At 67.4% G+C, this 26,241-nt stretch carries 25 protein-coding genes and 2 pseudogenes; 14 read left to right on the top strand and 13 right to left on the bottom strand.

Annotation, left to right across the window (positions count from 1 at the left end; genetic code table 11):
• Nucleotides 1-19 precede the first annotated feature (19 nt).
• Nucleotides 20-1,753 (bottom strand): amidohydrolase, encoded by a 1,734-nt coding sequence (locus tag LGM56_RS14595; RefSeq protein ID WP_226205332.1) that lies wholly within the window; start codon nt 1,751-1,753, stop codon nt 20-22.
• 238 nt (nt 1,754-1,991) lie between these two features.
• Between LGM56_RS14595 and LGM56_RS14590 the strand changes: the two genes are divergently transcribed.
• Nucleotides 1,992-2,822, top strand: a complete 831-nt coding sequence (locus LGM56_RS14590; RefSeq protein WP_089443446.1) for a helix-turn-helix transcriptional regulator — start codon at nt 1,992-1,994, stop codon at nt 2,820-2,822.
• Between the two features lie 19 nt (nt 2,823-2,841).
• Here the strand turns inward: LGM56_RS14590 and LGM56_RS14585 are convergent, their stop codons facing one another.
• The 4 genes from LGM56_RS14585 to LGM56_RS14570 all read right to left on the bottom strand — a co-directional run bounded on the left by LGM56_RS14585 (nt 2,842) and on the right by LGM56_RS14570 (nt 7,076).
• On the bottom strand, nt 2,842-3,762 hold the full coding sequence (locus LGM56_RS14585; protein ID WP_069250655.1) for a LysR family transcriptional regulator: 921 nt from the start codon (nt 3,760-3,762) through the stop codon (nt 2,842-2,844).
• Nucleotides 3,763-3,895: 133 nt separating this feature from the next.
• The gene (locus LGM56_RS14580) at nt 3,896-5,086 is read right to left on the bottom strand and encodes an MFS transporter (RefSeq protein ID WP_226205331.1); all 1,191 of its coding nucleotides are present in this window, start codon (nt 5,084-5,086) and stop codon (nt 3,896-3,898) included.
• A gap of 102 nt (nt 5,087-5,188) precedes the next feature.
• A complete protein-coding gene (locus LGM56_RS14575) occupies nt 5,189-6,646 on the bottom strand; it encodes an NAD(P)/FAD-dependent oxidoreductase (protein WP_226205330.1) in 1,458 nt (485 codons plus the stop codon).
• 85 nt (nt 6,647-6,731) lie between these two features.
• Nucleotides 6,732-7,076 carry a cupin domain-containing protein gene (locus LGM56_RS14570; RefSeq protein WP_124581457.1) on the bottom strand — a complete coding sequence of 115 codons (345 nt, stop codon included), beginning with the start codon at nt 7,074-7,076 and terminating at the stop codon, nt 6,732-6,734.
• Nucleotides 7,077-7,274: 198 nt separating this feature from the next.
• Between LGM56_RS14570 and LGM56_RS14565 the strand changes: the two genes are divergently transcribed.
• The 3 genes from LGM56_RS14565 (at nt 7,275) to LGM56_RS14555 (ending at nt 10,780) form a co-directional block, all read left to right on the top strand.
• Nucleotides 7,275-8,159 (top strand): helix-turn-helix transcriptional regulator, encoded by an 885-nt coding sequence (locus LGM56_RS14565; protein WP_226205329.1) that lies wholly within the window; start codon nt 7,275-7,277, stop codon nt 8,157-8,159.
• A gap of 166 nt (nt 8,160-8,325) precedes the next feature.
• Nucleotides 8,326-9,276 carry an agmatinase gene (speB, locus tag LGM56_RS14560; protein WP_089497830.1) on the top strand — a complete coding sequence of 317 codons (951 nt, stop codon included), beginning with the start codon at nt 8,326-8,328 and terminating at the stop codon, nt 9,274-9,276.
• Between the two features lie 22 nt (nt 9,277-9,298).
• On the top strand, nt 9,299-10,780 hold the full coding sequence (locus LGM56_RS14555; protein ID WP_226205328.1) for an aldehyde dehydrogenase family protein: 1,482 nt from the start codon (nt 9,299-9,301) through the stop codon (nt 10,778-10,780).
• A 140-nt stretch (nt 10,781-10,920) separates the two neighbouring features.
• On the opposite strand, the gene LGM56_RS14550 is transcribed toward LGM56_RS14555, so the two are convergent.
• On the bottom strand, nt 10,921-11,847 hold the full coding sequence (locus LGM56_RS14550) for a patatin-like phospholipase family protein (protein ID WP_226205327.1): 927 nt from the start codon (nt 11,845-11,847) through the stop codon (nt 10,921-10,923).
• A gap of 152 nt (nt 11,848-11,999) precedes the next feature.
• Here LGM56_RS14550 and LGM56_RS14545 point away from each other — a divergent pair, with 152 nt between their 5' ends.
• Both LGM56_RS14545 and LGM56_RS14540 read left to right on the top strand, forming a co-directional pair.
• The gene (locus tag LGM56_RS14545) at nt 12,000-12,224 is read left to right on the top strand and encodes a hypothetical protein (protein WP_226205326.1); all 225 of its coding nucleotides are present in this window, start codon (nt 12,000-12,002) and stop codon (nt 12,222-12,224) included.
• Between the two features lie 121 nt (nt 12,225-12,345).
• Nucleotides 12,346-13,692 (top strand): DUF2325 domain-containing protein, encoded by a 1,347-nt coding sequence (locus LGM56_RS14540; RefSeq protein ID WP_226205325.1) that lies wholly within the window; start codon nt 12,346-12,348, stop codon nt 13,690-13,692.
• Nucleotides 13,693-13,802: 110 nt separating this feature from the next.
• Here LGM56_RS14540 and LGM56_RS14535 read toward each other — a convergent pair whose 3' ends face one another.
• The 3 genes from LGM56_RS14535 to LGM56_RS14525 form a co-directional block, all read right to left on the bottom strand.
• A complete protein-coding gene (locus LGM56_RS14535; RefSeq protein WP_319000761.1) occupies nt 13,803-14,126 on the bottom strand; it encodes a winged helix-turn-helix domain-containing protein in 324 nt (107 codons plus the stop codon).
• Between the two features lie 292 nt (nt 14,127-14,418).
• Nucleotides 14,419-15,186 carry a DeoR/GlpR family DNA-binding transcription regulator gene (locus LGM56_RS14530; protein WP_226205323.1) on the bottom strand — a complete coding sequence of 256 codons (768 nt, stop codon included), beginning with the start codon at nt 15,184-15,186 and terminating at the stop codon, nt 14,419-14,421.
• Between the two features lie 43 nt (nt 15,187-15,229).
• Nucleotides 15,230-15,910: an MgtC/SapB family protein gene (locus LGM56_RS14525; RefSeq protein WP_226205321.1), complete on the bottom strand. Its 681-nt coding sequence runs from the start codon at nt 15,908-15,910 to the stop codon at nt 15,230-15,232.
• A gap of 268 nt (nt 15,911-16,178) precedes the next feature.
• On the opposite strand from LGM56_RS14525, the gene LGM56_RS14520 reads away from it, so the two are divergent.
• The 4 genes from LGM56_RS14520 to LGM56_RS14505 all read left to right on the top strand — a co-directional run bounded on the left by LGM56_RS14520 (nt 16,179) and on the right by LGM56_RS14505 (nt 20,629).
• Nucleotides 16,179-17,123, top strand: a complete 945-nt coding sequence (locus LGM56_RS14520) for a choline ABC transporter substrate-binding protein (protein WP_089497839.1) — start codon at nt 16,179-16,181, stop codon at nt 17,121-17,123.
• Between the two features lie 23 nt (nt 17,124-17,146).
• Nucleotides 17,147-17,827: an HAD family hydrolase gene (locus LGM56_RS14515; RefSeq protein WP_226205319.1), complete on the top strand. Its 681-nt coding sequence runs from the start codon at nt 17,147-17,149 to the stop codon at nt 17,825-17,827.
• A gap of 169 nt (nt 17,828-17,996) precedes the next feature.
• Nucleotides 17,997-18,134: a hypothetical protein gene (locus tag LGM56_RS14510; protein ID WP_226205318.1), complete on the top strand. Its 138-nt coding sequence runs from the start codon at nt 17,997-17,999 to the stop codon at nt 18,132-18,134.
• A gap of 44 nt (nt 18,135-18,178) precedes the next feature.
• Nucleotides 18,179-20,629: a phosphocholine-specific phospholipase C gene (locus LGM56_RS14505; protein ID WP_226205317.1), complete on the top strand. Its 2,451-nt coding sequence runs from the start codon at nt 18,179-18,181 to the stop codon at nt 20,627-20,629.
• A gap of 137 nt (nt 20,630-20,766) precedes the next feature.
• On the opposite strand, the pseudogene LGM56_RS14500 reads toward LGM56_RS14505, so the two are convergent.
• A pseudogene (locus tag LGM56_RS14500) lies at nt 20,767-21,024 on the bottom strand (porin); the annotation flags it as partial.
• A gap of 385 nt (nt 21,025-21,409) precedes the next feature.
• Here LGM56_RS14500 and LGM56_RS14495 point away from each other — a divergent pair.
• The gene (locus LGM56_RS14495; protein WP_089497843.1) at nt 21,410-22,000 is read left to right on the top strand and encodes a GNAT family N-acetyltransferase; all 591 of its coding nucleotides are present in this window, start codon (nt 21,410-21,412) and stop codon (nt 21,998-22,000) included.
• A 40-nt stretch (nt 22,001-22,040) separates the two neighbouring features.
• Here the strand turns inward: LGM56_RS14495 and tam are convergent, their stop codons facing one another.
• Entirely contained in the window at nt 22,041-22,826 is a 786-nt protein-coding gene (tam, locus tag LGM56_RS14490) for a trans-aconitate 2-methyltransferase (protein WP_226205316.1), read from the bottom strand.
• On the opposite strand from tam, the gene LGM56_RS36765 reads away from it, so the two are divergent.
• From LGM56_RS36765 to LGM56_RS14480, 3 genes are all read left to right on the top strand, one after another.
• Nucleotides 22,825-22,947 (top strand): hypothetical protein, encoded by a 123-nt coding sequence (locus tag LGM56_RS36765; protein ID WP_264170896.1) that lies wholly within the window; start codon nt 22,825-22,827, stop codon nt 22,945-22,947. The two genes, tam and LGM56_RS36765, sit on opposite strands and share 2 nt — an antisense overlap.
• A 16-nt stretch (nt 22,948-22,963) precedes the next feature.
• Nucleotides 22,964-23,854 (top strand): LysR family transcriptional regulator, encoded by an 891-nt coding sequence (locus LGM56_RS14485; protein WP_089428458.1) that lies wholly within the window; start codon nt 22,964-22,966, stop codon nt 23,852-23,854.
• A 145-nt stretch (nt 23,855-23,999) separates the two neighbouring features.
• A complete protein-coding gene (locus tag LGM56_RS14480) occupies nt 24,000-25,283 on the top strand; it encodes a cystathionine gamma-synthase family protein (protein ID WP_226205315.1) in 1,284 nt (427 codons plus the stop codon).
• Nucleotides 25,284-25,507: 224 nt separating this feature from the next.
• Here the strand turns inward: LGM56_RS14480 and LGM56_RS14475 are convergent, their stop codons facing one another.
• A complete protein-coding gene (locus LGM56_RS14475) occupies nt 25,508-25,942 on the bottom strand; it encodes a GNAT family N-acetyltransferase (protein ID WP_226205314.1) in 435 nt (144 codons plus the stop codon).
• A gap of 172 nt (nt 25,943-26,114) precedes the next feature.
• Nucleotides 26,115-26,241 (bottom strand): annotated as a pseudogene (locus LGM56_RS14470) (putrescine ABC transporter permease PotI); the annotation flags it as partial.

Genomic DNA, 26,241 nt, shown 5'->3' with positions numbered 1-26,241 from the left:
ATCAAAAACCGAAAACCGCTCAGGATGCCTGCACGCCCGTGCGCACGCCGAAGTCCTCGCCCACGTGCGTGACGCGGCCGTCCATCATCGTCAGCGCGACGTCGATGCGCCCGATGTCGTACTGGCCGACCTCGAACAGGTCGTGTTCCAGCACGACGAGATCCGCGCGCTTGCCGGGCGTGAGCGAGCCGACCTCGTGCTCCATCCCGAGCTGGTACGCACCGTGGATCGTGTGCGCGGCGATCAGTTGCGGAATGCTCAGGCGCTCGGCGATGTCCGGGAACACCGGCGCATCGGGCTCGCCCGCAAGCTGACGCGTATGGCCCGACTCGATGTGCTCGAGCGGCTTGTGCTGGCAGCGGCACTGGCACGCGAGGCCGTCCATGCCGATCGACACCGTCACGCCCTCGTCGAGGAACGTGCGGAACTTGTACATGTTGCTCCAGCGCTCATGGCCGTAGTGGTCGCGCAGTTGCTCGGTGTACGCGTCGACCACGCCCCACTGCAGCTGCGTGTTCGCCATCACGCCCGCGCGGCGGAAGCGCGGGATGTCGTCCGGATGCGTGAGGAATGCATGCGTGATCACGTGGCGGCGGTCGCGCGGCGGGTTCGTACGGTTGACCGCGTCGAAGCCGTCGAGGGCCATCCGCACCGCCGCATCGCCGACGCAGTGGACCATCACGTTCGCGTTCACGCGATCGGCTTCGACCAGGTAGCGGTTGAACGTGTCGGCCGGCATCGTCGGCGCGCCGCAGGTGTCGGGGCGGTCCGCGTACGGCTCGAGCAGGTACGCGGTGTGGTTCGCTTCCGTGCCGTCGAGGAACAGCTTCAATGCGCGCGCCTTCACGAGCGGCGAATCGTACTGCTCGCGATATTTGACGAGCGTGCCGACCGGATCGTCGATCTCGCCGATCACCGCGACGCTGCCCACCACGCGCAGCTTCAGGTCGCCCGCGCGCTCCATCGTCTGCAGCGTCTCGTACAGCAGCGACTGGTCGCCGCTCGCGTCGAAGAAGCCCGCGTCGAACACGGTCGTCACGCCGGCCGCGCACAGCTTCTTCTGCCACGGCGGGATCGACTTCAGGTACAGGTCGATGCCGGTCGGCAGCAGGCCGGCCGCGCTGATCCGTTGCATCAGCAACGAATACGCGGCGCCGTCGACGATCAGGCCGGTCGGCTCACCGGTCACCGCATCCTTCTCGAACCAGCTCGCGCCTTCCTGCACCGGCGGCGTCGACGCATCGATCCCGGCGATCTCCAGCGCCTTCGAGTTCACCCACATCGAATGGAAATCGGTCGATAACAGGCACACGGGGCGATCCGCGCAGATCGCGTCGAGCGTCTCCTTGCGCAGCAGCGCCGGCGGAATCGTCGCCTGCACCCAGCCCATCCCGGTGATCGCCGGCTCGTGCGGATGCGATTCGACGTACGCGCGCAGCGCGGCAAGCACCTTCTGCGGATCCTCGTCGTTCACGAACGCCTGGAATGCGAACGCGGTCGTCTCGAAGTGCCAGTGCGATTCGACGAAGCCCGGCAGCACGAGCCGGCCGGCCGCGTCGACGACCTTCGTCTCCGCGCCGACGTACGCCTGCACGGCCGCCGTGTCGCCGACATGGACGATTCGGCCGTCACGCACGGCAACCGCCTGTGCCCAAGGTTTGTGCGGATCGACGGTGTAGACCTTCGCGTTGGTAAGAACGAAATCCGCCGGTGCCGAATCCTTGACGGCGGCGGGCGTCGGTTGCATCTGCATGGCCTGTCCTTTCTGTTGATCAGGTTTTCGAAGTGCTTTCACTATAGGCAGACGATTCACGGCGGTATGCCCCCCCGCCGCCGGGGCTTGGACGAATTCCGGCCGTCGCGGGCACGGTCTTGTCATCGTTTTGGGGACAACGCACGAAATTGGTCGGGTTGATTCGGTGAATTCCCGGCTGACGCGCGTATATCGTTCGCGTAACGTCGCACTGTCCCCTGACCGCCCACGCCCGACCATGCGACTTCTCCAGCCCGACCCGTCCGCCCGCGGCCACTACCTGATCGGTGTGCGCCCCGATACGCTCGGCGCGACGTTGCGCGCGGTCGGCACGCCGGATTTCGTCGGTGCGGTGACGGAGTTCGTCAACGACAGCATCGACGCCGACGCCGTGCACCTCGAACGCTGGCGCGCGGATACGGGCAGCACGTCGGGTTTCGTCGTCGAATGGATCGGCAGCGGCAGCCTGCGCTTCGCGGCCGACACGCTGCGCGTGATGGATGTCTATTACCAGGACTACTGCCAGATCGATCCGCTGGTCGCGCCGCTGCGCGGCAAGGCCGGCACGCTGCTGGTGCAGCGCCACGTGGAAGGGATCGCGCACGGCGAGTTCCGCCGCCGGATCTTCGACGAACCCGGCATCGAGCAGGAATGCATGCTCGTGCACGGCAACGCGCATCTGCAATACGCACTCGGGCTGGCGCGCACCGTCGGCCGGCCCGCGTTCACGATGGACGAGCTGTTCCACTTCCGGCAGATGGTCGACCTGCTGTTCCCGATGTTCGAACTGCATGCGCGTAGCTGCGCGGCGCGGCGCGTGGCGTCGGGGACGGTGAATACCGCATCGCAGGCGAGCTTCGACGCGCGCCTGGAACGGCAGGACGTGCAGTTGTCGCGCCGCGAGCACGAGATCTGCCGGCTGATGCTGTGCGGGCGCTCGGTGCCCGAGGCCGCGCAGCAGCTCGACGTGAAGCTGTCGACGGCCGAGTCGTACGTGAAACGCGCGTTCGCGAAGCTCGGCGTGCGCACGCGCCGCGAACTGTTCGACTGGGTGCTGGTCGACTGCTGAACGCGCGGCGTGCGTGGCCCTAAGCGGCCAGCGCGGCCGCCTTGATGTTGAACGCGCGCAGCAGGTCCTCGCAGAACGCGTCGACGATCGGCTTGTCGCTCGCGCTGCGCTTCATCGCGAGATGCAGCGGCACGTCGAAGCTGAACGTCGCGCGGCCCACCGCCTTCACGAGCCCGCGCTGCTCGAACGGCTCCGCATAATGCGCGGGCAGGTAGCCGAGATGGCCGCCCGACAGGATCAGGATCGTCGCGGCCTCGATGCTGTCCGCGCTCGCGGTCACGCGCCGCTCGGGCAGCGGGTACTGCTCCTCCGGCACCGGATAGGTGCGCCAGACCCAGTCGTGCAGTTGCAGGTCGTCCGCGGTCACGGGCCGCGATGCATGGAACAGCGGATGCCCGCGCCCGCAGTAGATCACCTGCTGCTCGGTGAACAGCGGCGTGTAGAGCAGCCCCGGCACGCGATGCCAGAAATAGCCGATCGCGAGATCGAGCTGGTTGTTGACGAGGCTTTCCTCGAGCTCCTGCGGCGACGCGACCTTCATCGCGAACGTGACCGCCTGGTCGCGCTTGCGGAACGCGCCGATCGCGTCGGCCACGCGAGCGTTCTCGACGAGCGGCGCCTGGCCGATCAGGCCGATCGACAGCGTGCCGACCAGCTTGCGGTCGATGTCGCGCACCCGCGCGACGAATTCGGAGGTGGCCGCGACGAGCGTGCGCGCGGTGGCCGCGAAGCGCTCGCCCTTCGACGTCAGGCGAAAGCCGCCGCGCCCGCGATCGCACAGCTTGAAGCCGACGCGCGCTTCGAGCGCCGACAGCTGCGTGCTGATGGTCGACTGCCGCACGCCGAGCGACGCCTCGGCGGCCGTGATGCCGCGTGCGTCGACGACGGCCAGAAAGACCCGGATGAGCCGGAGATCGAGATCGGAAGTATTCGAGAACATGCTTCAAGCCGCTGCGCGTGTGCGCGTTACCCGGCCGGCTGGCTCGACGCGCCTCGCACGTCACGCTCGCCGCCTGCGCCGATGAACCGAACCGGACGCGCGCCGCCATCGGCAGCGGCGCGCGTCGCCACCGTCATTCAGATGCCACCGCGAGCGCGCGTTCCATGCCGAACACGGCCGGCCGCAGCCGCCGGTAGCAGAGGAACGCCACCGCGCACAGCACGATCGCCGCGATCAGCGCCGACTGCGTGCCCGCGCGCTCGATCAGCGAGCCGCCCGCGACCGAGCCGACGCCATAGCCGAGCGCGACGCAACCCGGCGACAACGCGGCCGACTTGCCGACCAGGTCGTACTGCGGAATCGTCGCGTAGATCAGCAGCGCGCCGCCGGTCCAGCAGCCGATGAAGACGATCGCGCCGAGCGTGAACGTCACGGCCGAGGCCGGCAGCGCGAGCAGCACGGCCGCGACCGCGCAGCCGCCGAGGTTCACGAGCGCCCAGCGGCGCAGGCCCGCGCCCGCGCCGAGCTTCGGCATCGCCGCACAGATCACCAGGCTCGCGACGTTCGCGGCGCCGAGCACGAGCGACACCGACTGGCCGCTCAGGCCGGCCGCGGTGCCGATCTTCTCGAGGAAGGTCCACACGACGCCGACGCCGCCGTACAGCGCGAGCTGCGCGCACAGCACGAGCATCGCGCCCTTGCGGTCGATGCGGCCGGCCACGCCTTCCGGCGCCGGTGCGGCCAGCGTCTCGCCGCGGCGAAACAGCGGCGTCGCGAGCACGAACATGCCGAGCACGCACGCGACGAAACCGAACACGCCGTGCGCGCCCCAGGTGTCGCTCAGCATCGGGAAGATGGTCGCGAGCAGCACCATGCTCCACGTCACCTGCCCCATCAGCATGATCCCGAGATTGCGTTCCGGCGCGCGCGAATACGACAGGTAGCGCAGCGCGATGCCGTTCAGCCCGCCCGAGCCGACGCCCGCGATGAACTGCAACGCCGAATACGCCACCAGCCCGTGCGTCGCGAGCGTGCCGAGGTTCGCGCCGGCCGCGAGCGTCACCGCGCCCGCGAGCACCCACCGCACCGGCTGGCGGCCGAGCACGAATGCGACGAGCAGCGTGCCCGTCGATTCGCCGAGCACCTCGATGAAGCTCGACAGCCCGAGCGCCGCTTCGCCGAAGCCCCAATGACGCTCGACCTGCCCGACGATCGCGGGCAGGCCGAGGAAGACCGTCGGCCCGAGCATGCCGAGCAGCAGCATCACGACGACGAACAACGCGCTTTCCTGTCGCGCTTCATCCTGCAGGTTGACTACATTCATCTGGTGTCTCTCTCCGTGTCCGCGGCGCGGACCGTGTCCTCTGGGGATCGTTTTTGTTGTGCCGCCATGACGGGGCGCCCCGTAGGGCCGCCCCGTCGTCGCTTACATCGGGAAGCCCATCGCCTTGATGCCGCTGATCCACGCGCGCTTCCAGCCGCCTTCCGCATCCGCGCCGTCGAACGCATGGAACGTGATCTTCGCGGCGACCCAGCGCACCGGCTCGGGCGGGATATAGCTCGGGCTCTGGTTCGCGATGTCGAGCTTGCGCTCGGGGCTGTCGCGATCGAACAGGATGTTCAGCCCCATGAACGCGCCGAACCGGCTCGCCGCGACGCCGAAGCCCGTATAGCCGGCGACGAACACGGCCTTGTCGCCGAGGTAGCGCTTCGCGAATACCGAGCCGCGCGAGCAGTAGTCGATCGGGCCACCCCACGCGTGCGAGAAACGCACGTCGCACAGTTGCGGGAACGTGCGATAGAACGCTTCCGCGAGCCGGTAATACGTTTCGCGCTGGCCGTCCTGATGCGGTTCCGGGTCGCCGTCGAAGTGATAGCTCACCAGCCCGCCGAAGATGATGTTGTTGTCCTTCGTCAGCCGGAAATAGTTGAGCTGCGTGCGCGTGTCGTACACGCCCTGGCGATTCTTCCAGCCGATTCGCGCGAGCTGCTCGTCGGTGAGCGGTTCGGTCGCGAGCACATGGTCGCGCACCTGCATCACGCGGCGGTTGATGTCGGGAATCCCGACCTTCGCGGTGCCGCTGCCGAACACCACGCGCGGTGCGCGTACGCTGCCCTTCGGCGTCGTCACGAACACCGTGCTGCCTTCGTCGCTCACGGTCACGAGCGGCGTGTGCTCGTAGAGCTTCACGCCGAGCGTCAGCGCCGCGCGCTTCAGCCCCCACGCGAGCTTCGCCGGGTGCACGATGCCGCTGCGATTGCGCGACCACAACGCACCCGCGAACAGCGGCGAATTCAGTTGTTCGAGCGTTTCCTCGCGGTTCAGCAGCACGACGTTGTGGCCGTACTCGCGATGCAGGTCGTAGTCGCCCTTCAGGTGCGCGAGGTGCTCGGGATCGACCGCCACCGTCATCTCGCCGTTCCACTCGATATCGGCGTCGATGTCGTAGCGCTTCAACGTGTCCTCGAAACCGTCGAGGTTGTGATGGCCGAATGCCTCGAGCTGCGCGATGTCGTTCGGGAACACGCGCACCGCATTCGGCAGCCCGTGCATCACCGACGTCGAAATAATCCCGCCCGCGCGGCCCGATGCGCCGTGCGCGACCTTGCCGGCCTCGATCAGCACCACGTTCAGGTGCGGCATCTGTTCCTTCGCCTGCACGGCCGCCCACAGCCCCGTGAAGCCGCCGCCGACGATCAGCAGGTCGGCCGTCGCGTCGCCGACGAGTTCCGGCTCGGTGGCCGGCGCGGCCGGGTTGTCGAGCCAGTACGGGAACAGCTTCGTATTCGCGAGCGCCGCCTCGACGCCCAGTGCGACCGGCGCGCCACGCATTGCGTACGCCTGCTCCGGTGCAGTCTCTCTTGTCTTGACTTCCATTTCCATGATCCCAGCCATCACACGCGAACAGCGAAACCGCCGCCGGGCGCGCGTCACACGGACGACGACACCGCGGCGGCGGTTTCGGACATCACGACTGCTCGAGCAGCACGTAGAACTTCTTCGCGTCCTCGATCGTCTCCCAGCGGCCCGCGAAGCCGGCCGGCAGCAGGTAGCCCTGGCCCGGCGCGAATTCCTTGCGGTTGCCTTCGACGTCGGTCAGTGCGATCCGGCCCTCGACGAGCCACACGGCTTCGTCGGCCGCGGTTTCCGGAAACTCCACCGAGCCGGCTTTGCCTTCCCACCAGCCGATGATGTAGTTGCCGCTCTTGCCTTCCGCCGCGCGCCAGTCGCTTTCATCCATCCCGAAGTCGAGCTTCGTGAATTCGCCGATGCCTGCGCCGAGCGGCAGGATGTCCTTGATCAGTTTGGTCATGTGAATCTTTCGTCTCTTGATTGAAAAAAGCAGAGACAAAGTTACTCATTTACACTGCCCCGGTATGCCCCCCTCCGGGGGGGACAAGCGGTGTTTTCCGGGGCAAACGGGTCGGCAGGACAACCGACGGTGTTTCCCCTTACTGACGTTTTTCGTTGTGACCGCTACAATCGCGCCGCTTTTCACCCGGGGAACCGCATGCTGCTCAACGTGAACCCCTTCCACCGCGACAACGACCGTTTCAACGTGTCGTTCAAGGCGCTGGGCGAACTGATCGAGACGGTCGGCACGCCGCACTTCGTGCCGCGCCTCACGCAACTGCTCAATGAAGTCGTGCCGCTCGACGTCGCGCACGTCGAGCGCTCTCGCGTCGACGGCTCGATGCCCACCGGCTATCGATGCGAATGGATCGGCAGCAGCGGCATCGATACCGAATCCACTGAAATCTCCGACGTGATGACGCTCTACTACGAGCGCTTTCTCGACAGCGACCCGCTGTTCGCGGGGCTGCGCGGCAAGACGGGCACGATGCTGGTGGTGCGCGACATCGCGGCGATCCCGCCCGGCGAGTTCCGCCAGCGACTGTTCGACGACGTGCGTATCGGGCACGAATGCGTGCTCGCGCGCGGCACGCGCTATTCGCAGCATTCGATCGCGCTGGAGCGCGGCCGCGACCGCCCGCCGTTCACGCTCGCCGAGATGAACCGCTTTCGCAGCATCAGCGACGTGCTGTTCCCGCTGCTCGAACTGCATGCGTCGACCACGGCCGTGCGGCGCGTCGCGCACCCGACGCCCGACGTCCATCCGCTCGCGCAGTTCGATGCGCGGATCGCGGCCGACGGCGTGAAGCTGTCGAAGCGCGAATACGAAACCTGCAAGCACCTGCTCTCCGGCAAGACCGTGCCGGAGACGGCCGAGATCCTCGGCGTGCGGGTCGCGTCGGCCGAGTCGTACGTGAAGCGCGCATTCGCGAAGCTGGGCGTGCGCACGAAGCGCGAACTCGCCGCGTGGGGTTCGGCCTCCACGGCGTTCCCTTCCGCCGGCGCGCACGACGGCACCGCGTCGCCCGGCATCTCGCGCTGACCCACCCGGCCGCGCCGCGCGGCTGCTTTCGGTTGCGCCGCGTCGATACGGTGGCGCCACTTGCATCGAAGCCCGTCGATGTAAACGTTGCGACTTCAAAATCTTCGCGCGCGTGTTCTCCTCTACCATCGGCCGATCGCTTGACCTCAAATAAAGGAGACGGCCCATGCCCCGCGAACTGAATCAACCGATGGGCGGCAACGAGATGCCGCGCTTTGGCGGCATCGCCACGATGATGCGGCTGCCGCAGGCCGCGACGACCGACGGCCTCGACGTGTGCTTCGTCGGCGTGCCGCTCGATCTCGGCACGTCGAACCGCTCGGGCTCGCGCTTCGGCCCGCGCCAGATCCGCACCGAATCCGTGCTGCTGCGCCCGTACAACATGGCCACGCGCGCGGCGCCGTTCGATTCGCTGCAGGTGGCCGACATCGGCGACGTCGCGACCAACCCGTACGACCTGAAGGACTCGGTGCGCCGCATCGAGGAGGCGTACGACGAGATCGTCGCGAACGGCTGCCGGCCGATCACGCTCGGCGGCGACCACACGATCGCGTGGCCGATCCTGCGCGCGCTGCATAAAAAGTACGGCAAGGTCGCCGTCGTGCACGTCGACGCGCACGCGGACGTGAACGACACGATGTTCGGCGAGAAGATCGCGCACGGCACGCCGTTCCGCCGCGCGGTGGAAGACGGGCTGCTGCAATGCGACAAGGTCACGCAGATCGGCCTGCGCGGCACCGGCTACCACGCGGACGATTTCGACTGGTGCCGCCAGCAGGGCTTCACCGTCGTGCAGGCGGAAGCGTGCTGGAACCAGTCGCTCGCGCCGCTGATGGCGCAGGTGCGCGAACGCGTCGGCGACACGCCGGTCTACCTGAGCTTCGACATCGACGGCCTCGATCCGTCGTTCGCGCCCGGCACCGGCACGCCGGAAATCGGCGGCCTCACCGTGCAGCAGGGTCTCGAGATCGTGCGCGGGATGAAGGGCCTGAACATCGTCGGCGCGGACCTCGTCGAAGTCGCGCCGCCGTACGATCCGACCGGCACCACCGCGCTCACCGGCGCGAACCTCGCGTTCGAGATGCTCTGCGTGATGCCGGGCGTCGCCTACCGCTAACCCGACCGACAGGATGACCTTCATGTCCACCGCCGAGCTTTCCCGTTCCCCCGCCACGTTCGTGCTGCCCGCCGCGCACATCGCCGGCCAGCCCGTGCGCACGCCTGCCGACGCGCCCGGCGCGCCGATCTTCGACGCATCGACGGGTGCCGCGATCGGCTGGCAGGAGTTCGCGACGGCCGCGCACGTCGACGCCGCGGTGCGTGCCGCGCGCGACGCGTTCGCCGGCTGGCGGGACACGCCGCCCACCGAGCGCGGCCAGATTCTCGCGAAGATCGCCGAGCGCGTCGAAGCATCGCGCGATCGTCTTGCGGCGCTGCAGATGCAGGTGAGCGGCAAGCCACCGTTCGAGGCCGAGGCCGATGTCGGCGACGTCGCCGCGACGTTCGCGTACTACGCGACGCTGTGCGAGGACCCGGCGCTGTTCGCGGCCGAACCGGTCGCGCTGCCGAGCGATGCCGTCACGGCCGAGCGCTTTTACGATTCCGTCGGCGTCGCGGCGCTCGTCATGCCGTGGAACTTCCCGATGGTCACGACCGCGTGGAAGCTCGCGCCCGCGCTCGCGGCCGGTTGCGCGGTCGTGCTGAAGCCGTCCGAACTCACGTCGCCCACCGAGCACGCGCTGCTCGACCTCGTCGCCGAAGCCGGCGTGCCGGCCGGCGTCGTCAACGTCGTGAACGGCGGCGCCGACGTCGGCGCGGCGCTGACCGCGCATCCGCTGATCGACAAGATCTCGTTTACCGGCAGCACCGCGGCCGGCCGCAAGGTCATGCAGGCCGCCGCCGTCGACATGAAGCGCGTGACGCTCGAACTCGGCGGCAAGTCGTCGCTGATCGTGCGCGACGACGCCGACCTCGACGTTGCCGTGTCGCTCGCGGTCGCGGGCGCGTTCACGAACGCGGGCCAGATGTGCTCGGCCACCGCACGCATCCTCGTGCACGACAGCGTGTACCGCAGCTTCATGGCCGCGTTCGAGACGGCCGTGCGCGCGCTCGTCGTCGCGCCGCCGGCCGCGGAGCAAGTCGCGATGGGGCCGCTGATCTCGGCCGCGCAGCGTACGCGCGTCGAAGCGATGCTCCAGCAAGGCATCGATGCGGGCGCACGCGTCGCCTTCAGCGGCCGCGTGGCGGATGCCGGCGGCGACGGCTTTTTCATGGCGCCCGTCGTGATCGCCGAGCCGGCCGCCGACAACCCGCTGTGGACCGACGAAGTGTTCGGCCCCGTCGCGTGCGTGAAATCGTTCCGCACCGACGACGAAGCGATCGCGCTCGCGAACGACACGCGCTACGGGCTCGTCGCGACCGTCGTGACACGCGATGCGGCTATCGCGAAGCAATTCCAGCAGCGCGTGCGCGCGGGGCTCGTGTGGATCAACGCGCCGCAGCTCATCTACCCGCACGTGTGCTGGGGCGGATTCGGCCTCAGCGGAATCGGGCGCGAACTCGGCGTGGCGGGGCTGCGCAGCTATCAGGAACTGCGCCACGCGATGCGCGCGATCGACTGACCAGTGGGGCCTTCGAGGCCGTTGGCGGCACCGTGTCTCGCGGCACGGTGCCGTTTTTTTACCGATTTCCGACAAGAGGCCCTGGCGGCACGATAACCGGCGTTCGTCGGTCATGCGGTTGGACGGTGCGTGAGCAACGATCAATGGGAATGCACCGCAGCATGATCGTGCTCGCGCAGCTGGCCCGGAATCGCACACACCGCGAGCCCGCCCTCCTCGATCCACGCGCGTGTGCGTTCCGCGGCCTTGTCGATCAGTTGCGCGCACTGCGAGTAGTCATAGGACGACACCTCGAGCGGACAGAGCGGCGGCACGACATGAATGTGCGCGCGCGCCCCGTATAGCTCCAGATCGCGCACCAGCTGCCGCGCGATCACGAGCGTCAGCGCGTGCGTCGCATGCGCGATCGGGCTGCGCGGCGGGACGCGCAACGCGCAGGCGAAGCCGGCCGGCAGCACGACGATCCGCCTGGCGCCGAGCGCGATCGCGACCGAGATCGGCGTATTGTTCGCGACGCCGCCGTCGACGAGTTCCATGCCGTCGATGCTGACCGACGGAAACACGCCGGGAATCGCCGCGCTGGCCAGCACCGCATCCACGACCGGGCCGGCCGACAGCACGACTTCGCGGCCGCTCAGCACGTCGGTCGCGACGATATGGAGCGGCAACGCGGCCTGCTCGATCCGGCGATACGGCAGGTTCCTTTCCAGCAGCAGGCGCAGCGCATCGGCCTCGACCAGATGCGGCCGGTTGCGCAGCAGCATCGCGATGAGGCTGCGCATCGAGAACGGCATCACATCCTGGCGGCGGATCCTGCACCACAGCGCTTCAAGCATCGCGACGCCGTCCGCATCCGGCCGGCCGGCGAAATAGGCGGCGTTGATCGCGCCCGCCGACGCGCCGATCACGCAATCGGGCCGTTCGCCGCTCGCGACCAGTTCGCGGAGCATGCCGACCTCGATCGCACCCAGGCTGCCGCCGCCGGCGAACACGAAGGCAGTCGTGGGAATGGAAGCGGACGTCACGGTGCGCCCTCCTGCGGTTGGCTGCGATAGCGCTATCGCCATGATGGATCGTGCGGCGCTCCGGATGTCCTGATGAAAACCCTGCCGGCACTTGGATCCAACCGGTCGGCCGACGATGGACGAAACGACCGGCGCCCGGACCACCGTGCTGCCGGCGGCGGTCACGCGGCGGCATCGGGCGCACGCGCGACGACGTGTTTTCCGACGCGCTCAGCAACGCCCCGGCCGCGCTGCGCGACGCGGTCGCCGCGCTGGAGCGTGTCGACGTGCTGTTCGTCGGGCTGTGCGTCGAGGACGTGATGGCACGTCACGCGCCGCCATCGCTCCCCGTTTCGCCCGAAGCACCGGCACGGGCACCGGCACCGGCCCCGGCCCCCGCCGCACTGCCACTCACCGACCATTCAACCGCGCTCTGCTGACCGCGGCGCGCGGCCTTCGCTCCGTGATTTCCCCGGAATTTCCAGCGTTATATTCCGTGGTATATTTCGCGAATCTTTCGCGCATCCGTCTCCGGCCCGACCAGGCCGGACAGAGGTCAACATGCACGCTCCGCCTTTTCGCCTTGCCCGCACGGCGGATCTTTCGACGCCCGGCGGTACCCTGCCCGCGGCACCCGGCACGCGGATCGACGCATGCTGCGCGCCGTCGCGCGCGCAACGGGCCGAGCTGAAGCGCCGCACGCGCCTGTCCGAGCTCGATGCGAACCTGCACTGCTCGATCATCGGCACCTGCCTGACCACGCACGAACTGCGCAAGCTCGTGCCGAAGTTCACCGACCTCGATCGCCAGCGCGCGACCGACCTCGAAATCCATCACGCGGCCGTCGAACTCGCCATCGACGGCACGGCCGGCGCGAAGGCGTTGCACAAGGCGCTCGACGAGCGCTACGCCGGCGCGATCCGCGCGTTCGACAGCGCGAAGGATGCGGACGAACTCCTCGCACGCTGGAAGGAAGCGCTGAAGAGCGGCGACATTCCGCCCGCGTACTGGGCGCTGATGACGCATCCGCGCACGACGATGGGCGTGCGCCAGGCCGCGTTCGGCGACCTGCACATGCTGTCGCACCTGGTCGGCGCGGCCAATCGCGCCGATATCCGGCGGCTGGTCGCGCTGGAGGAAGAGAATGCGGCGCTGCACGCGAAAATCGATCGGCAGCAGGTGCGCCTGCACGAAATGAGCGCGCAGCGCGACGGGGCGCTGCAGGAACGCGATGCCCTCGCCGCGCGCCAGAACGCGCAGCCGCTGGCGGCGGAAAGCGTCCTGCGCGACGAAGTGCACGAACTGCGCGAAGCGCTGGCCGCGCGCGACGAACGGCTCGCACTGCACACGAGCCGCCGCGAGGCCGCCGAGCAGCGGATCGCCGCGGAACAGGCGAGCGCCCGCGCGATGCGCGCGCGGCTCGACGAGCTGATGGCGATGGTGAAGACGCTGCGCGCCGAAGCGAGCGCGATCGAACAGGCGGTGCAGGCGTCAGCAGGCGATCCGGCCGAACGCGTGGCCGATCCGCTGTCGATCCTTCAGGGTACGCGTCTCGTGTACGTCGGCGGGCGTCCCGGCTCGAATCGCGCGATCAAGCGGATCGTCGAAACGGCGGGCGGCGAAGTGACGCTGCACGACGGCGGCATCGAGGATCGCAAGGGCCTGCTGGCGGCGGCGCTCCCGGGCGCGCGGATGGTGGTGTTCCCGGTCGACTGTATCGACCACGATTCGACGAACCTGCTCAAGCGCATCTGCGAACGCCACCACATCGCGTACTACCCGCTGCGCACGGCGAGCGTCGCCAGTTTCGTCGAGCTGATCGGGCGGCTCGATGCGCAGTCGCGCGACGGGATGGCACCGGATGCCGCCACGGGCGACGCGTCGCGCTTTTGCCTGCGGCACGGCTAAGGTCAGGTTCGTTTCGCGGCAGGCGTTGCGCGCTGCCCCTCAGGGCGTCAGTGAAAGCTCGTCGTCAGCCTGAAGAGGCTCTGCGGGAACACACACGTTCAGCACGCCCTTCAGCGCCGGACCATTTTCGTGAGCGCGGCGATGTCGTCGGCGCAGGCCGCGTAAGCGCACGCCTCGATCCCGCGATAGAGCCGGATGATCTCCTCGCCGACCGGCGTAAGCACGCTGCCGCCGCCGCTCTGCCCGCCATGTTCGGACACCGTCGCCGGCGATTTCAGCGAGCGGTTCAGCTCGTCCATCAGCAACCACGCACGCCGGTACGACATCTTCAGGCTGCGCGCCGCCGCCGAAATCGAACCATGCTCGCGCACGGCTTCGAGCAGCGCGACCTTGCCCGGCCCGAGCGCGATCGTGTCGGCTTGCTGGATACGCATCCTGAACCGCACCTCAGGCTTGGGGTGTGCCGGTGTCTTCATGTTGTCCCGCCCTTTGAACGATGCGGGCAAGCATACACGATGGCTGGTGCGGCATGCGCCGGCGTCGGCCAGCCACTTCACGTGGCGCGGCGCGGGCAGGAGGTCGGCGCCCGAGTACAGCAGCGGTGCGCCGCTGGGCGGGCCTGCGTTGTATTGGCGGATACATTACGCCGCCAAAAAAGCCAGCCGACAGAAGGTGCGCCGCATGGGCGGCATAACGGCGGGGAATCGCGCCCCCTGTCGCCCGGCGCTACGCCAGCACGACGTGCTTGATGACTTTCTTGAGGCCCTTGTAGCTGTCGACCGATTCCGCCTTCGCATCCGTCACCAGTGTGCCGATCCGCGCCGGCTCGCAGAAGCTGATCCGGCTGTTCGTGCCGAGCTTGCTGAAATCGGCCAGGATCGCGACGTCCGCCGCGTTGCTGACCATCGCGCGCGCCACTTCGGTTTCCATCCGGTCGTAGTTGGTCGCACCGCGCACGGCATCGACGCCCACCGGCGACAGCAGCGCGAGATCGGCGCGGTAGCGGAAGATCTCGGCGACCGTGCCGTCGCCGACGGTCGCGGCCGCGCGGCTGCCGATCATCCCGCCGAGCAGGATCGTTTCGTTCCTCGCCTGCCCCGGGTCGCTCGACCGCATCTTCAGCGCGACGTCGATCGAGTTCGTGACGATCGTGAGGCCCGACAGCTTCGCCAGTTCCTCGGCCAGCAGCGTCGTGGTCGTGCCCGCATCGATGAACAGCGTCTGCGAGCCCGCGACCAGCCTGGCCGCCGCGCGGGCAATCGCCAGCTTCGCCTTCACGTGCGTCTGCGCGCGCTCGGCGATCGGCGCTTCGTCGCCCACCTGCACCGCGCCGCCGTGTACGCGCTTCAGTTCACCGAGCGCCTCGAGATCGACGAGATCGCGCCGCACGGTTTCCCGCGACACGTTCAGGTCGGCCATGATCCGGTCGGTCGACACGCGCTGCATCTTCGATAACAGAAGCCGGATCCTCTGGTATCGCTCTTCTTGCCACATGGAATGTCCTCGGAATGAACGCCAATGTTATTCGAACGGCGGACTACGCTGCGCTCTCCTCCATCTTTTTGATGCCGACGAGGGTCTGCAGGGATTGACGGACCGCCTGGAACTCGCGGCTCGTCATCTTCGAAAACACCACGTGGATGCGGTCGTCGTCCGGCGCGGCGTCGTCCTGCTCGATGATGAACTGCACGATGCGCGCCTGATCGATGCCCGGCATCGCCTGCAGCGATGTCAGCTTCACGGTGCCGCGGCGCGCGAGGATGCGCACGCCCCAGCGCTGCCGCGCGGCGAAGAAGCGCTTCTCGATCGGCTTCAGGCCGGCCAGGATCGCGAGCACGATCGCCGTCGCGGCGATCGCGGCGACATACATGCCGCCGCCCACGGCGAGCCCGACCGCCGCCACGACCCACAGGCTCGCCGCGGTCGTCAGGCCGCGGATGATCTCGCCGCGCAGCATGATCGACCCGGCGCCGAGGAAGCCGATGCCCGACACCACCTGCGCGGCGACGCGCGACGGGTCCAGCGACACGTTCTTCGCGTTCTGGATATCCGCGAAACCGAACGCCGACACGACCATCACGAGCGCGGCGCCCACCGCGACCAGCATGTGCGTGCGCAATCCGGCCGCCCACGACAGGCGCTCGCGCTCGATGCCGACGATGCTGCCGAGCAATGCCGCCAGCAACAGGCGGGACACGATTTCCAGTTGACTGATCATGCGAGGTCTCCTTGCTTTGCCTGGTCTACCTGATGAAGCACGGCCCGCCTGGGCCGCCGCCCGATGCTTCCTGCCCTCGCCCGCCCGTGGCCCATCTCGGCAACCGGCAAGTTGTATTTTTGTGCGATCTTGCGATTTTGTGCGTTCTAATATACGGTACGCAAAACTACAAAGCCAGACCCAAGTTCGTTTGTTTCATCCGATCAGCACGATCAATCGTCAGACCATTCAGGCAACACGATCCGGAACACTTGCTTAGGAGACCCACATGATGAAGAAGGCATGGATGCTGGCCGCCACACTGCTGACGGCGCTGGCGACGGCCCCCGCTCACGCGTTGGAAGGCGACGTCTGCAAAAAGGTGACGCTCGGCGATGTCGGCTGGAGCGACATCGCGGCCACCACCGGAGTCGCGATGATGCTGCTCGACGGGCTCGGCTATGAGGCGACTAAAACGATCGCGTCGCCGCCGATCGTGCTGGCCGGCGTGAAGAAGGCACAGATCGACGCGTTCCTCGGCTACTGGGATCCGAGCATGACGCCGACGGTGAAGCCGTTCGTCGATGCCGGCGCCGTCCACCAGTTGCCGCAGCCGAACTTGATCGGCGCGCGCTACACGCTGGCGGTGCCGCAATACGCATCGGACAAGGGCCTCAAGAGCTTTGCCGACATTGCTAAATTCCGCGATCAGCTCGACGGCAAGATCTACGGGATCGGCGCCGGCAACAATGGCAACGCGCTGGTGCAGCGGATGATCGACAGGAACGAGTTCGGGCTCGGCGGCTTCAAGCTGATCGAATCGAGCGAGGCCGGGATGCTCGTGCAGGTCACGCGCGCGGTGCAGGAGCACCGGATGATCGTGTTCCTCGCATGGGAGCCGCATCCGATGAACATCAACTTCAAGATCGCCTATCTCGACGGCGGCGACAGCGTATTCGGCCCGAACTACGGCTCGGCGAAGGTCTATACGCTCGTCACGCCCGGCTATCTCGAACGCTGCCCGAACGTCGGCCGGCTGCTGACCAACCTGAAGTTCACGACCGACGAAGAGAACCAGCTGATGGTGCCGATCATGAATCACGCCGATCCGGTCGCCGTGGCGAAGGAATGGGTGAAGAAGAACCCCGGCGTGCTGTCGAAGTGGCTCGACGGCGTCACCACCATCGACGGCAGGAACGCGAAAGACGCGATCGAGAAGCGCATCGGCACATGACCACGCCACACAAGGAATCACCCATGTACAAAAATCTCGCGCTGTTCGACCTCGACCACACGCTGCTGCCGCTCGACAGCGATCAGGCCTGGAGCCGCTTCATCACGCGGGTCGGCTGGCGGGAAGACGACGCGCACATGGCGTTGATCGACGAGCATTACGGTCACTATGCGGCGGGCACGCTCGACATGGACGCGTATCTCGCCGTGACGCTCGCGCCGCTCACCCGCTATCCGCGCAAGGTGCTCGAGCGCTGGCATGCGCGGTTCATGGACGAAGTGATCCGTCCGGCGATCACGCCGCAGGCGCGCGAGCTGGTCGACCGGCATCGCGAGAACGGCGATCTCTGCTGCATCGTGACGGCGACCAACGTGTTCGTCACGCGGCCGATCGCGGCGGAATTCGGCATAGCGCACCTGCTCGGCATCGAGCTCGATACCGACGACGGCACGCCGGACGGCGCGTTCACCGGACGCAGCACGGGCGTGCCGAGCTTCCGCGAAGGCAAGATCGTGCGCACCACCGCGTGGCTGTCATCACTTGGCTACGCGCCATCCGATTTCGAACGCACCTACTTCTACAGCGATTCGATCAACGACGTGCCGCTGCTGGACTACGTCACGCATCCGGTCGCCACCAATCCCGACTCGAAACTGTTGCAAGTGGCAGGCACGCGCGGGTGGCCTGTCATGAAGTTGTTCTGATTCGGGCGATATCCTCTGCTGTCCATTTTTCATGTCTGGAGGGGTAATGAAATACGGAGCACGCAGCAATAGTCTCGATCATTCAGGAATCCGACTCGAATCGGATCGAAAGCCTGTCGTCAATTCGCGCCAGCCGGAAAGCCGCTTTCCGCACTGGCGCGGCGTTTTCATGATCGCACTCCTGTGCACGCTGGCCGCTTGCGGCGACGGCGATTCGGGTACGTCAGCCAGCATGGCGGCCGCGCGCGCGGCCGCACCGGGCTCGGCGTCCACGCCCGTCCTGCACTGCGCGAGCGCGTGCCACTGACCGACGCCGGCCGCAAAGCCCGTCATCCAAGACAGAGAGCGATCATGCAAAACAAACCCACAACCCGACGTCAATTCATTGCCGATGCGCTGAAGCTCGCCGGCGCCACCGCGATCACGGGCATGCTGCCCGAAAGCATCGCCCGCGCGCAGGCCATTCCGGCTGCCACCGTGACCGGCACGATCCAGGACGTGAAGCACGTCGTGATCCTGATGCAGGAAAACCGCTCGTTCGACCATTACCTCGGCACGCTGGGCGGTGCGCGAGGCTTCGGCGATCCGCGGCCGGTCGTGATTTCGAGCGGATATCCGGTGTGGCGGCAGCCCTGGATGCTGTCCTACGTGTTCCCGTTCAACCCGTCCTCGCCCTCCGGCACGGCGAACGGCGACACCTATTACGGCGACCTCCCTCACGACTGGGGCACCACGCACAGCGCCTGGAACAACGGCCGCTACGACAACTGGACCGCCGCGAAGACCAGCGGCACGATGTACTACTTCACGCAGAACGACATTCCGTTCTACTACGCGCTGGCGAGCGCGTTCACGGTGTGCGACGCGTACCACTGCTCGATGCTCGGCCCGACGGACCCGAACCGCCTGTATCTGTGGACCGGGTGCTGCGGCAACGTCCCCGGCTATTCGCCGTACACGACCAACACGATGACGGGCACCGGCTGGACCACGATGCCGGAGCGCCTGAACACGGCGGGCGTGACGTGGAAGTTCTACCAGGACAAGGGCAACGGCCTGGATGCCGGCCATGGCTACGGCGAATACAACGGCTCGAAAAGCGATCTCTGGTGGAACGGCAATTACGGCGACAACGTCATCCTGAACTTCAAGCAGTACCAGAACCTCGGCGCCAGCGATCCGCTCGCGCCGGCGCTCAACGGCACGCAGATCGACCCGTCAGGCGGCGGCAAGGAATACGACACGAACCTCTTCAGCCAGCTGCGGGCCGACGTCGCCAACGGCACGCTGCCGCAGGTGTCGTGGATCGCCGCCCCCTACGCGTACTGCGAACATCCGTCGTGGGCCGCGAGCGGCGGCGAATGGTACGTGAGCAACGTCCTCAATGCGCTGACGTCGAATCCGGCGGTGTGGGCCAGCACGGTGCTGCTCGTCATGTATGACGAGAACGACGGCCTGTTCGATCACATGCCGCCGGCCGTCCCGGCCAGCGCCGCTGCCGGCACCGGGCAGTCGACGGTCTCGACGGCCGCCGAATTCGTCGCGAGCAGCGGCGCCGCATCGGACGGCTCGGCCAGCGGCGACGTGCCGATCGGGCTCGGCCCGCGCGTGCCGATGTTCGTGATCTCGCCGTGGTCGAAGGGCGGCAAGGTCAACTCGCAGGTGTTCGATCACACCTCGGTGATCCGCTTTCTGGAAGCGCGCTTCGGGCTGCAGGAAACCAACATCACGCCGTGGCGACGCACGGTGTGCGGCGACCTGACGTCGGCCTTCTATTTCTCGAACGCCGACCAGGCGGTGCCCGCGATCCAGCCGCCCGCGAGCAACATGAACCCGAACGGCCCGGCCGTTCCGATCCCGTACCCGACCACCACCGCGGTGCCGGCGCAGACCGCCGGTCGCAGCACGGCCTGCCGCCTGCCCTACGAGTTCTTCGTGCAAGGCAAGGTCAACCGCGCCGGCCGCGCGCTCGCGCTGACGATGACCAACACCGGCACCGCGGGCGTGCATCTGCAGGCGTGGGTCGACGGCACGAGCACGATCCCCCGCCATTACACGATCGCGGCCGGCGCGAGCCAGTGCACGAACCTGTCGGATTCGCTCGCGCTGAACAGCGGCGGCGGCTACGACTATTCGGTCTACGGCCCGAACGGCTTCCTGCAGACGTTCCGCGGCAGCATCGGTACGTCCGGCAACACAGGATCGACTGCCGAAATCAGCCTGTGCTACGACGTGGCGAACGGCAACGTGCAGATCACGCTCGACAATTCGGCAGGCTCCAGCGCGACGACGTTCCAGCTCACCGACAACGCCTACGGGATGAACACGCGGCAGTCGGTCACCGTCGCCGCCGGCGCGACGCAAGTGGTCACGTGGTACGGCGACGGCGGCTGGTACGACGCCAGCATCCGCGACGCGAACGATCCGAACTTCCTGCGCCGGGTGGCCGGCTGCGTGCAGACGCAATCCGGCACGCTGCTCACGGATTCGGCGATCGGCAATACCAGCAAGAAGTTCGTCGCGGCGCTCGCGTCACAGGGCTCGACGTACGGCACGCTGCGGTTCGACTACGTTGCACCGCCGTGGAGCCACAGCCCGAAGAACTGGGTGGGCATCTTCGCGCATGGCGCGCAGCCGACCAAGGGCAGCTACAAGTCGTGGGCGTACCTGCCGAAGAGCTGCGGCTCGCTGCTGTTCTCGTCCACGGCGAACAGCACGTTGGCGCCGGGGCAGTACGATGCGTGGTTCCTGTTCGACGACGGCTACACGCCGCTCGCCGGCCCCATCACGATCAACATCTGACGATACGGCCAGCCGGTGTCGGACCGACACGCATTCGGGCGCGACGTACCCCGTCGCGCCCGAATGCTTTTCCAGCCACGCGGCACGCGCTAGACGAGCCGATCCTCGTGGAACGCGCCGAACGGCCGTGTCGGATGTCAAAACTTGTGACGCAGGCCGATCCGCGTGACGAACTGCGTGTTCGCGCCCGCGTTGCCGATGAACGACCTCGACGAGCCGATCTCGGCCTGCACCGGCACCACGCGGCCATTGATCGTGTTGCTGCCCGACGCCTTCTGGTAGGCCGCGCTCATGTACACGTCCGTGCGCTTCGACAGCGCATAGTCGAGCGCGGCATTGACCTGGTGCCACCTACCGTCGAAGCGGCCGTCGAGCTTCGAGAACGTATAGCCGAGAATGCCTTCAGCAATTGTTTGGGGTCCTGTCGTCTTTCATCCAGATGCGACTGGCGGCCACGCGGTTCGATTACCCGATACGCGACGGCCGTCATCGCACCGATGCGAGCACGGGGCCACCGCGGAAATCCAGCATAATCAGGCGATTGAACGAGCGCCCCTGCCGGCGCGCGAACCCCGCACACGTTTGCGCGGCCGTCCGGTTCGTCGCTTGACCGCGTTCCACCGGCACGGACGCAGCCGGTCTGTGCCGGTCTCACGCGCGGTAGATGGTGCGGGCACAAAAAATCGAAGCAGGAACACACTCGATGCGGCGCATATCATGGCGCCGACAATCGCATCACGGACACCACCACGCATCCCGCAGAAGACAGGACACCGACACATGGACCGAGCCGAGCACATCAGCATCGAACAGACGACCGGGCTGCCCGCCGACGAACTGGACCGATGCGACTTCTCGTTCGACATCGCCTGGGAATTGAACGCGCCGTATCAGGATTTGCTCGATCTCCGCGCGCTGCCTGCACGCCGCAAGAACTACGGGTTCGATCCGGCCGGCTGGGCGGACGAAGCGACCGGCAAGACGGCGCTCTTTCGTGCGACGGCCGGCGGCCGGCTCGCCGGGTTCGTGGCCATCGGCCAGAGCTGGAACGGGATGGCGGAGATCGCGGAGCTGGCCGTCGACCGCCAGTACCGGCGGCAAGGCATCGGGCAGTTGCTGCTGGCGACCGCCGAGTCGTGGGCGCGCGGCCACGGGTTCGGCTTCATGCGGCTGGAAACGCAGTCGAACAACGTCGCCGCGTGCAGCACGTATGCTCGCTCAGGCTTCGTGCTGGGCGGACACGATCGTCTGCTGTACGCGGACGACGAGAACGACGGCGAAGTGGCGCTGTTCTGGTACAAGGACCTGCGCGACGGGCAGACCGCACGCATCCGCACGGTCGACCCCGAATCGGTGCGGCCGGTGCGCTGACGCACGGCCGCCCGCGCGTCATGGCCGAATCATTGCCGCCTTACTTCCGCGTCGCGACGATGAACAGGCGCGGGAACGGCAGCAGCACGGTGCCGTCGGCGAGCGCCGGATAGCCGCCCGGGCCGGCGAGCGCATCGCGATACTGCGCGAGAAACGCCGCGCGCTCGCCGTCGTCGAGCGCCGCGAGGAACGGCCGCAGCGCGCTGCCCTTGAACCACTCCACGACCGCGTCGGCACCGCCGCGCAGCGGGTGGCAGTAAGTCGTGCGCCACACGTCCACCCGCGAGCACAGCGGCGACAGCAGCGCGTGGTAGTGGCGCGCATCGAACCGCTCGGTGCGCGCCGCGCCCTTCAGCTTGTCCGCCCACGGCCCGGCCGTGGCGACCTCGCGCATCAGCCGGTGCGCGGGTTCGTCGAGGTTGTCGGGCATCTGCACCACAAGATGGCCGCCCGATGCGAGCCGGCCGACGAGTGCCGGAAACAGCGTGTCGTGCGCGGGCACCCATTGCAGCACCGCATTCGCGAGAATCAGGTCGTAGCCGCCCGGATCGTCCCAGGTGGAGATATCCACGACATCGAAACGCAGGCCCGGCAGGCGCGTGCGCGCCGCGTCGATCATGTCCGCCGATGCATCGATCCCATGGACCGTTGCGTCCGGCGCACGGGCGATCAGCGCCTCGGTCGAATTGCCGGGCCCGCAGCCGATGTCGATCGCGGTATGGATCGGCGTGTTCGGCACGGCGGCCAGCAGGTCGCGGATCGGCCGCGTGCGTTCGTCCTCGAATTGCACGTACTGGGCCGCGTATCGATCGAGTGGGGTCGTCATGTCGTTTCTCCTGGTCGGCGTGGACGGCGTTGCCTCCCATGCGGATGGGATGCCGGTGGCCGTCGATGCACCGCATTCTGCGATCGTCACCGAGTTCAGTAAAATGAATTTAATATCGTGATTGATTCAAATCTCTAATGAAAATCGATACGCTCGGTGTCCAGGCCTTCGTCGCCATCGCCGACGGCGGCAGCTTCCGGCAGGCGGCCGATACGCTGCACGTCACGCAGACGGCCATCACGCAGCGGCTACGCAAGCTCGAAACATTCCTCGGCGTCGCGCTCGTCGAGCGCACCACGCGCCGCACCACGCTCACCGAAATCGGCCGGCGCTTCCTGCCGCAAGCGCGCCGGCTGCTGAACGAACTGTCCGATGCGCTCACCGAAATTCGCGAAACCGGCCTGAGCCAGCGCGGCGACGTCACGATCGCGTGCGTGCCGACGGTCGGCGTGCAATACCTGCCACGCATCCTGCGCGCGTTCTCCGCGCACCGGCCGCACGATCGCGTGAAGATCCTCGATCATGCGTCGGCGTCGGTGCTGCAGGCCGTGCTGCATCGCGAGGCCGAGTTCGGCATCGGCATCGCGGGCGATCAGCATCCCGAACTGGTCAACGTGCCGCTGACGAGCGATCCGTATGTGCTGGTGTGCCGCGACGATCATCCGCTCGCGAAGCGGCGGCGCATTCGCTGGGCGGCATTGCAGCCGCATCCGCTGATCTTCGCCGGTGAAGTGAGCGGCAATCGCGGGCTGCTCGACGGCGCGCTGAAGACGAGCGGCGTGTCGCTGCATTCGTTCTACGAAGTGCAGCGCAGCTCGACGGCGCTCGGCCTCGTCGCGGAAGGGCTCGGCGCGGCCGTGGTGCCGAAGCTCGCGATCCAGAAGAACGCGTATCCGATGATCCGCACGATCGAGCTCGTCGAGCCGGCGGTGTCGCGCACGCTCGTGCTCGTCACGCGCAAGCGCGCGCAACTGTCACCGGCCGCCCGTGCGCTGTACGACATGATCGTCGAACAGGCGACACCCTGACGACTGTGTCAGGGGTGCGTCACGAAGCAGCGCCTTCGGGGTAGTATCGCCACACGCGGTCGCAACGGCCGGTGCCTACCCGGCGCCGCGCGCGTCATGCCACCGCTGCAACGGCCGTTCCTCACCCCCCTGCAAGGAGCACTGCATGGCCTATCGCAATTATCACAAGCGCAAGATTGCAGACCGGGAACTTCATCCCGAAACCCAGATGATGTCGTACGGCTACGATCCGTTCCTGTCGGAAGGATCGGTGAAGCCGCCCGTGTTCCTCACGTCCACGTTCGCGTTCCGCACGGCCGAGGACGGCGCCGAATTCTTCGACGTCGTGGCCGGGCGCAAGCCTTCACCCGAAGGCGAAGGCGCGGGCCTCGTCTACAGCCGTTTCAATCACCCGAACCTGGAGATCGTCGAGGATCGCCTCGCCCTGCTCGACGATTCCGAAGCCGCCGTCGTGACGTCGAGCGGCATGTCGGCCATCGCCGCGATCCTGCTGACCTTCCTGCGGCCGGGCGACTGCGTCGTCCAGTCCGTGCCGCTGTACGGCGGCACCGAAACGCTGATCTCGAAGTTCCTGCCCGAGTGGGGCATCCGCTCCGAAGTGATCGCCGACGGGCTGTCCACCCACGCGATTCGCGCCGCGCTCGAAGCGGCCGCGCAAAAGGGCCACGTGCGGATGTGCTACATCGAGACGCCCGCGAACCCGACCAACGCGCTGTTCGACCTCGAAGGGCTGCGCAGCGAGATCGACGCGTTCGAGGCACGCCACGGCTATCGCCCGCTGTCGGTCTGCGACAACACGCTGCTCGGCCCGCTGTACCAGAAGCCGTCGCGACAGGGCATCGACCTGAGCGTGTACTCGCTGACGAAATACATCGGCGGGCATAGCGACCTCGTCGCCGGCGGCGTCACGGGCGCTCGCGCGCTGATCACGAAGATCCGCTCGGTCCGCAGCACGCTCGGCTCGCAGCTCGACCCGCATTCGTCGTGGATGATCACGCGCTCGATGGAAACGCTCGTGCTGCGCATGCAGCAGGCGGCCCGCAGCGGCAGCGCCGTCGCCCGCTGGCTCGCCGACAATCCGCATCGGCCGGTGCGCGTGCTGCATCCCGAGCTCATCGACGATCCGGCCTATCAGGCCGTCTATCAACGCCAGTGCAGCGGGCCGGGCTCGACGTTCGCGTTCATCCTCGACGGCGGCCGCGAGCAGGCGTTCCGGTTCATCAACCACCTGACGCTCTTCAAGTCGGCGGTCAGTCTCGGCGGCACGGAGTCGCTGATCTGCCATCCGGCGTCGACCACGCATTCGGGCGTGCCGGCCGACGCGCGTGCGGCGGCGGGGGTGTCGGAAGGGTTGATTCGCGTGTCGGTCGGGCTCGAACATCCGGACGACCTGATCGCCGACCTGTCGTACGCGCTGGAGCATTGCTGAAGTGCGTGGCATGCGCCCCGTGTCGGTTTGCACGGGGCGGCGCCGACTCGCGTGGCCGGCAATCGGTAACGCCTGCTGAGCAGGGATGCTGACGTTCAGATCCGACGAGAAGGGCGAAGGGTCCTTCAGAGGCCTGTTCGTCGATCCGGTCGCTCACCACTGCTACGTGCCGAAGGTGATCGCCACGAAGATCCGACCGCGCGACGAGAGGCGGCCGAGCCGGTTCAAAGCACCTTCACCATGAACACGCGCGACGCGCCTTCCGGCTCGCACGGCACTTCGCCGAACGCTTCGTAGCCCTGCTTCCGGTAGAAATCCGGTGCCTGGAACGAGATCGTGTAGAGCACCGCACGCGCGCATCCCCGTCGTTTCGCTTCCGCCTCGGCCTCGCGCAGCAGCCGGCCGCCGAAGCCGCCGCCGCGCAGCGATTCGGGCAGGTAGAACAGGTCGATGAAGAAGAGGCCGAGCGACGTGCGCCCGGTCAGGCCGCCGATGATCTCGCCGGTCGCGGGATCGGTGACGTACACGTCGAGCGTGGCCGCGTCGGCGCGCCCCGTCATCGCGTGATTGAATTCGCCGAGCTTGCGGCTGATGAAGTCGTGTGCGGCCGGCTGTTCGGTGTCGGTGAGCCGGATGGAAACGTCGGGTTGCGTTGTCATGGGGCGGGTTCGGTCGAAGAGAGAGTCCGCCGGGCATGCAACATCCCGGGCGGGAATCGTACGACTATAGCGCGGCGGCGGGCATGCCGTGCCGGCTCACCCGCCGCCTTCGTCACCCGTCGTGACGCATCACGTGGCCGGCCGCGTTCATGCCCGTGCCCCACGCCTGCCCTCACGCCACCGCGAACGCCGCCTTCATGTCGGCGATGCGGCGCCGCTCGCGCGCGATCATCATCCGGTTCACGACGATCACACCGATCGTCACCGCCGTGATGAACAGCGTCGCCAGCGCGTTCATC

Origin of the sequence: Burkholderia sp. AU38729 (assembly GCF_020419725.1) — a bacterium.
Classification (GTDB): Bacteria; Pseudomonadota; Gammaproteobacteria; order Burkholderiales; family Burkholderiaceae; genus Burkholderia.
Note: the sequence above shows the minus strand (reverse complement) of the source record. Positions and strands in the feature narration are given on the sequence as shown.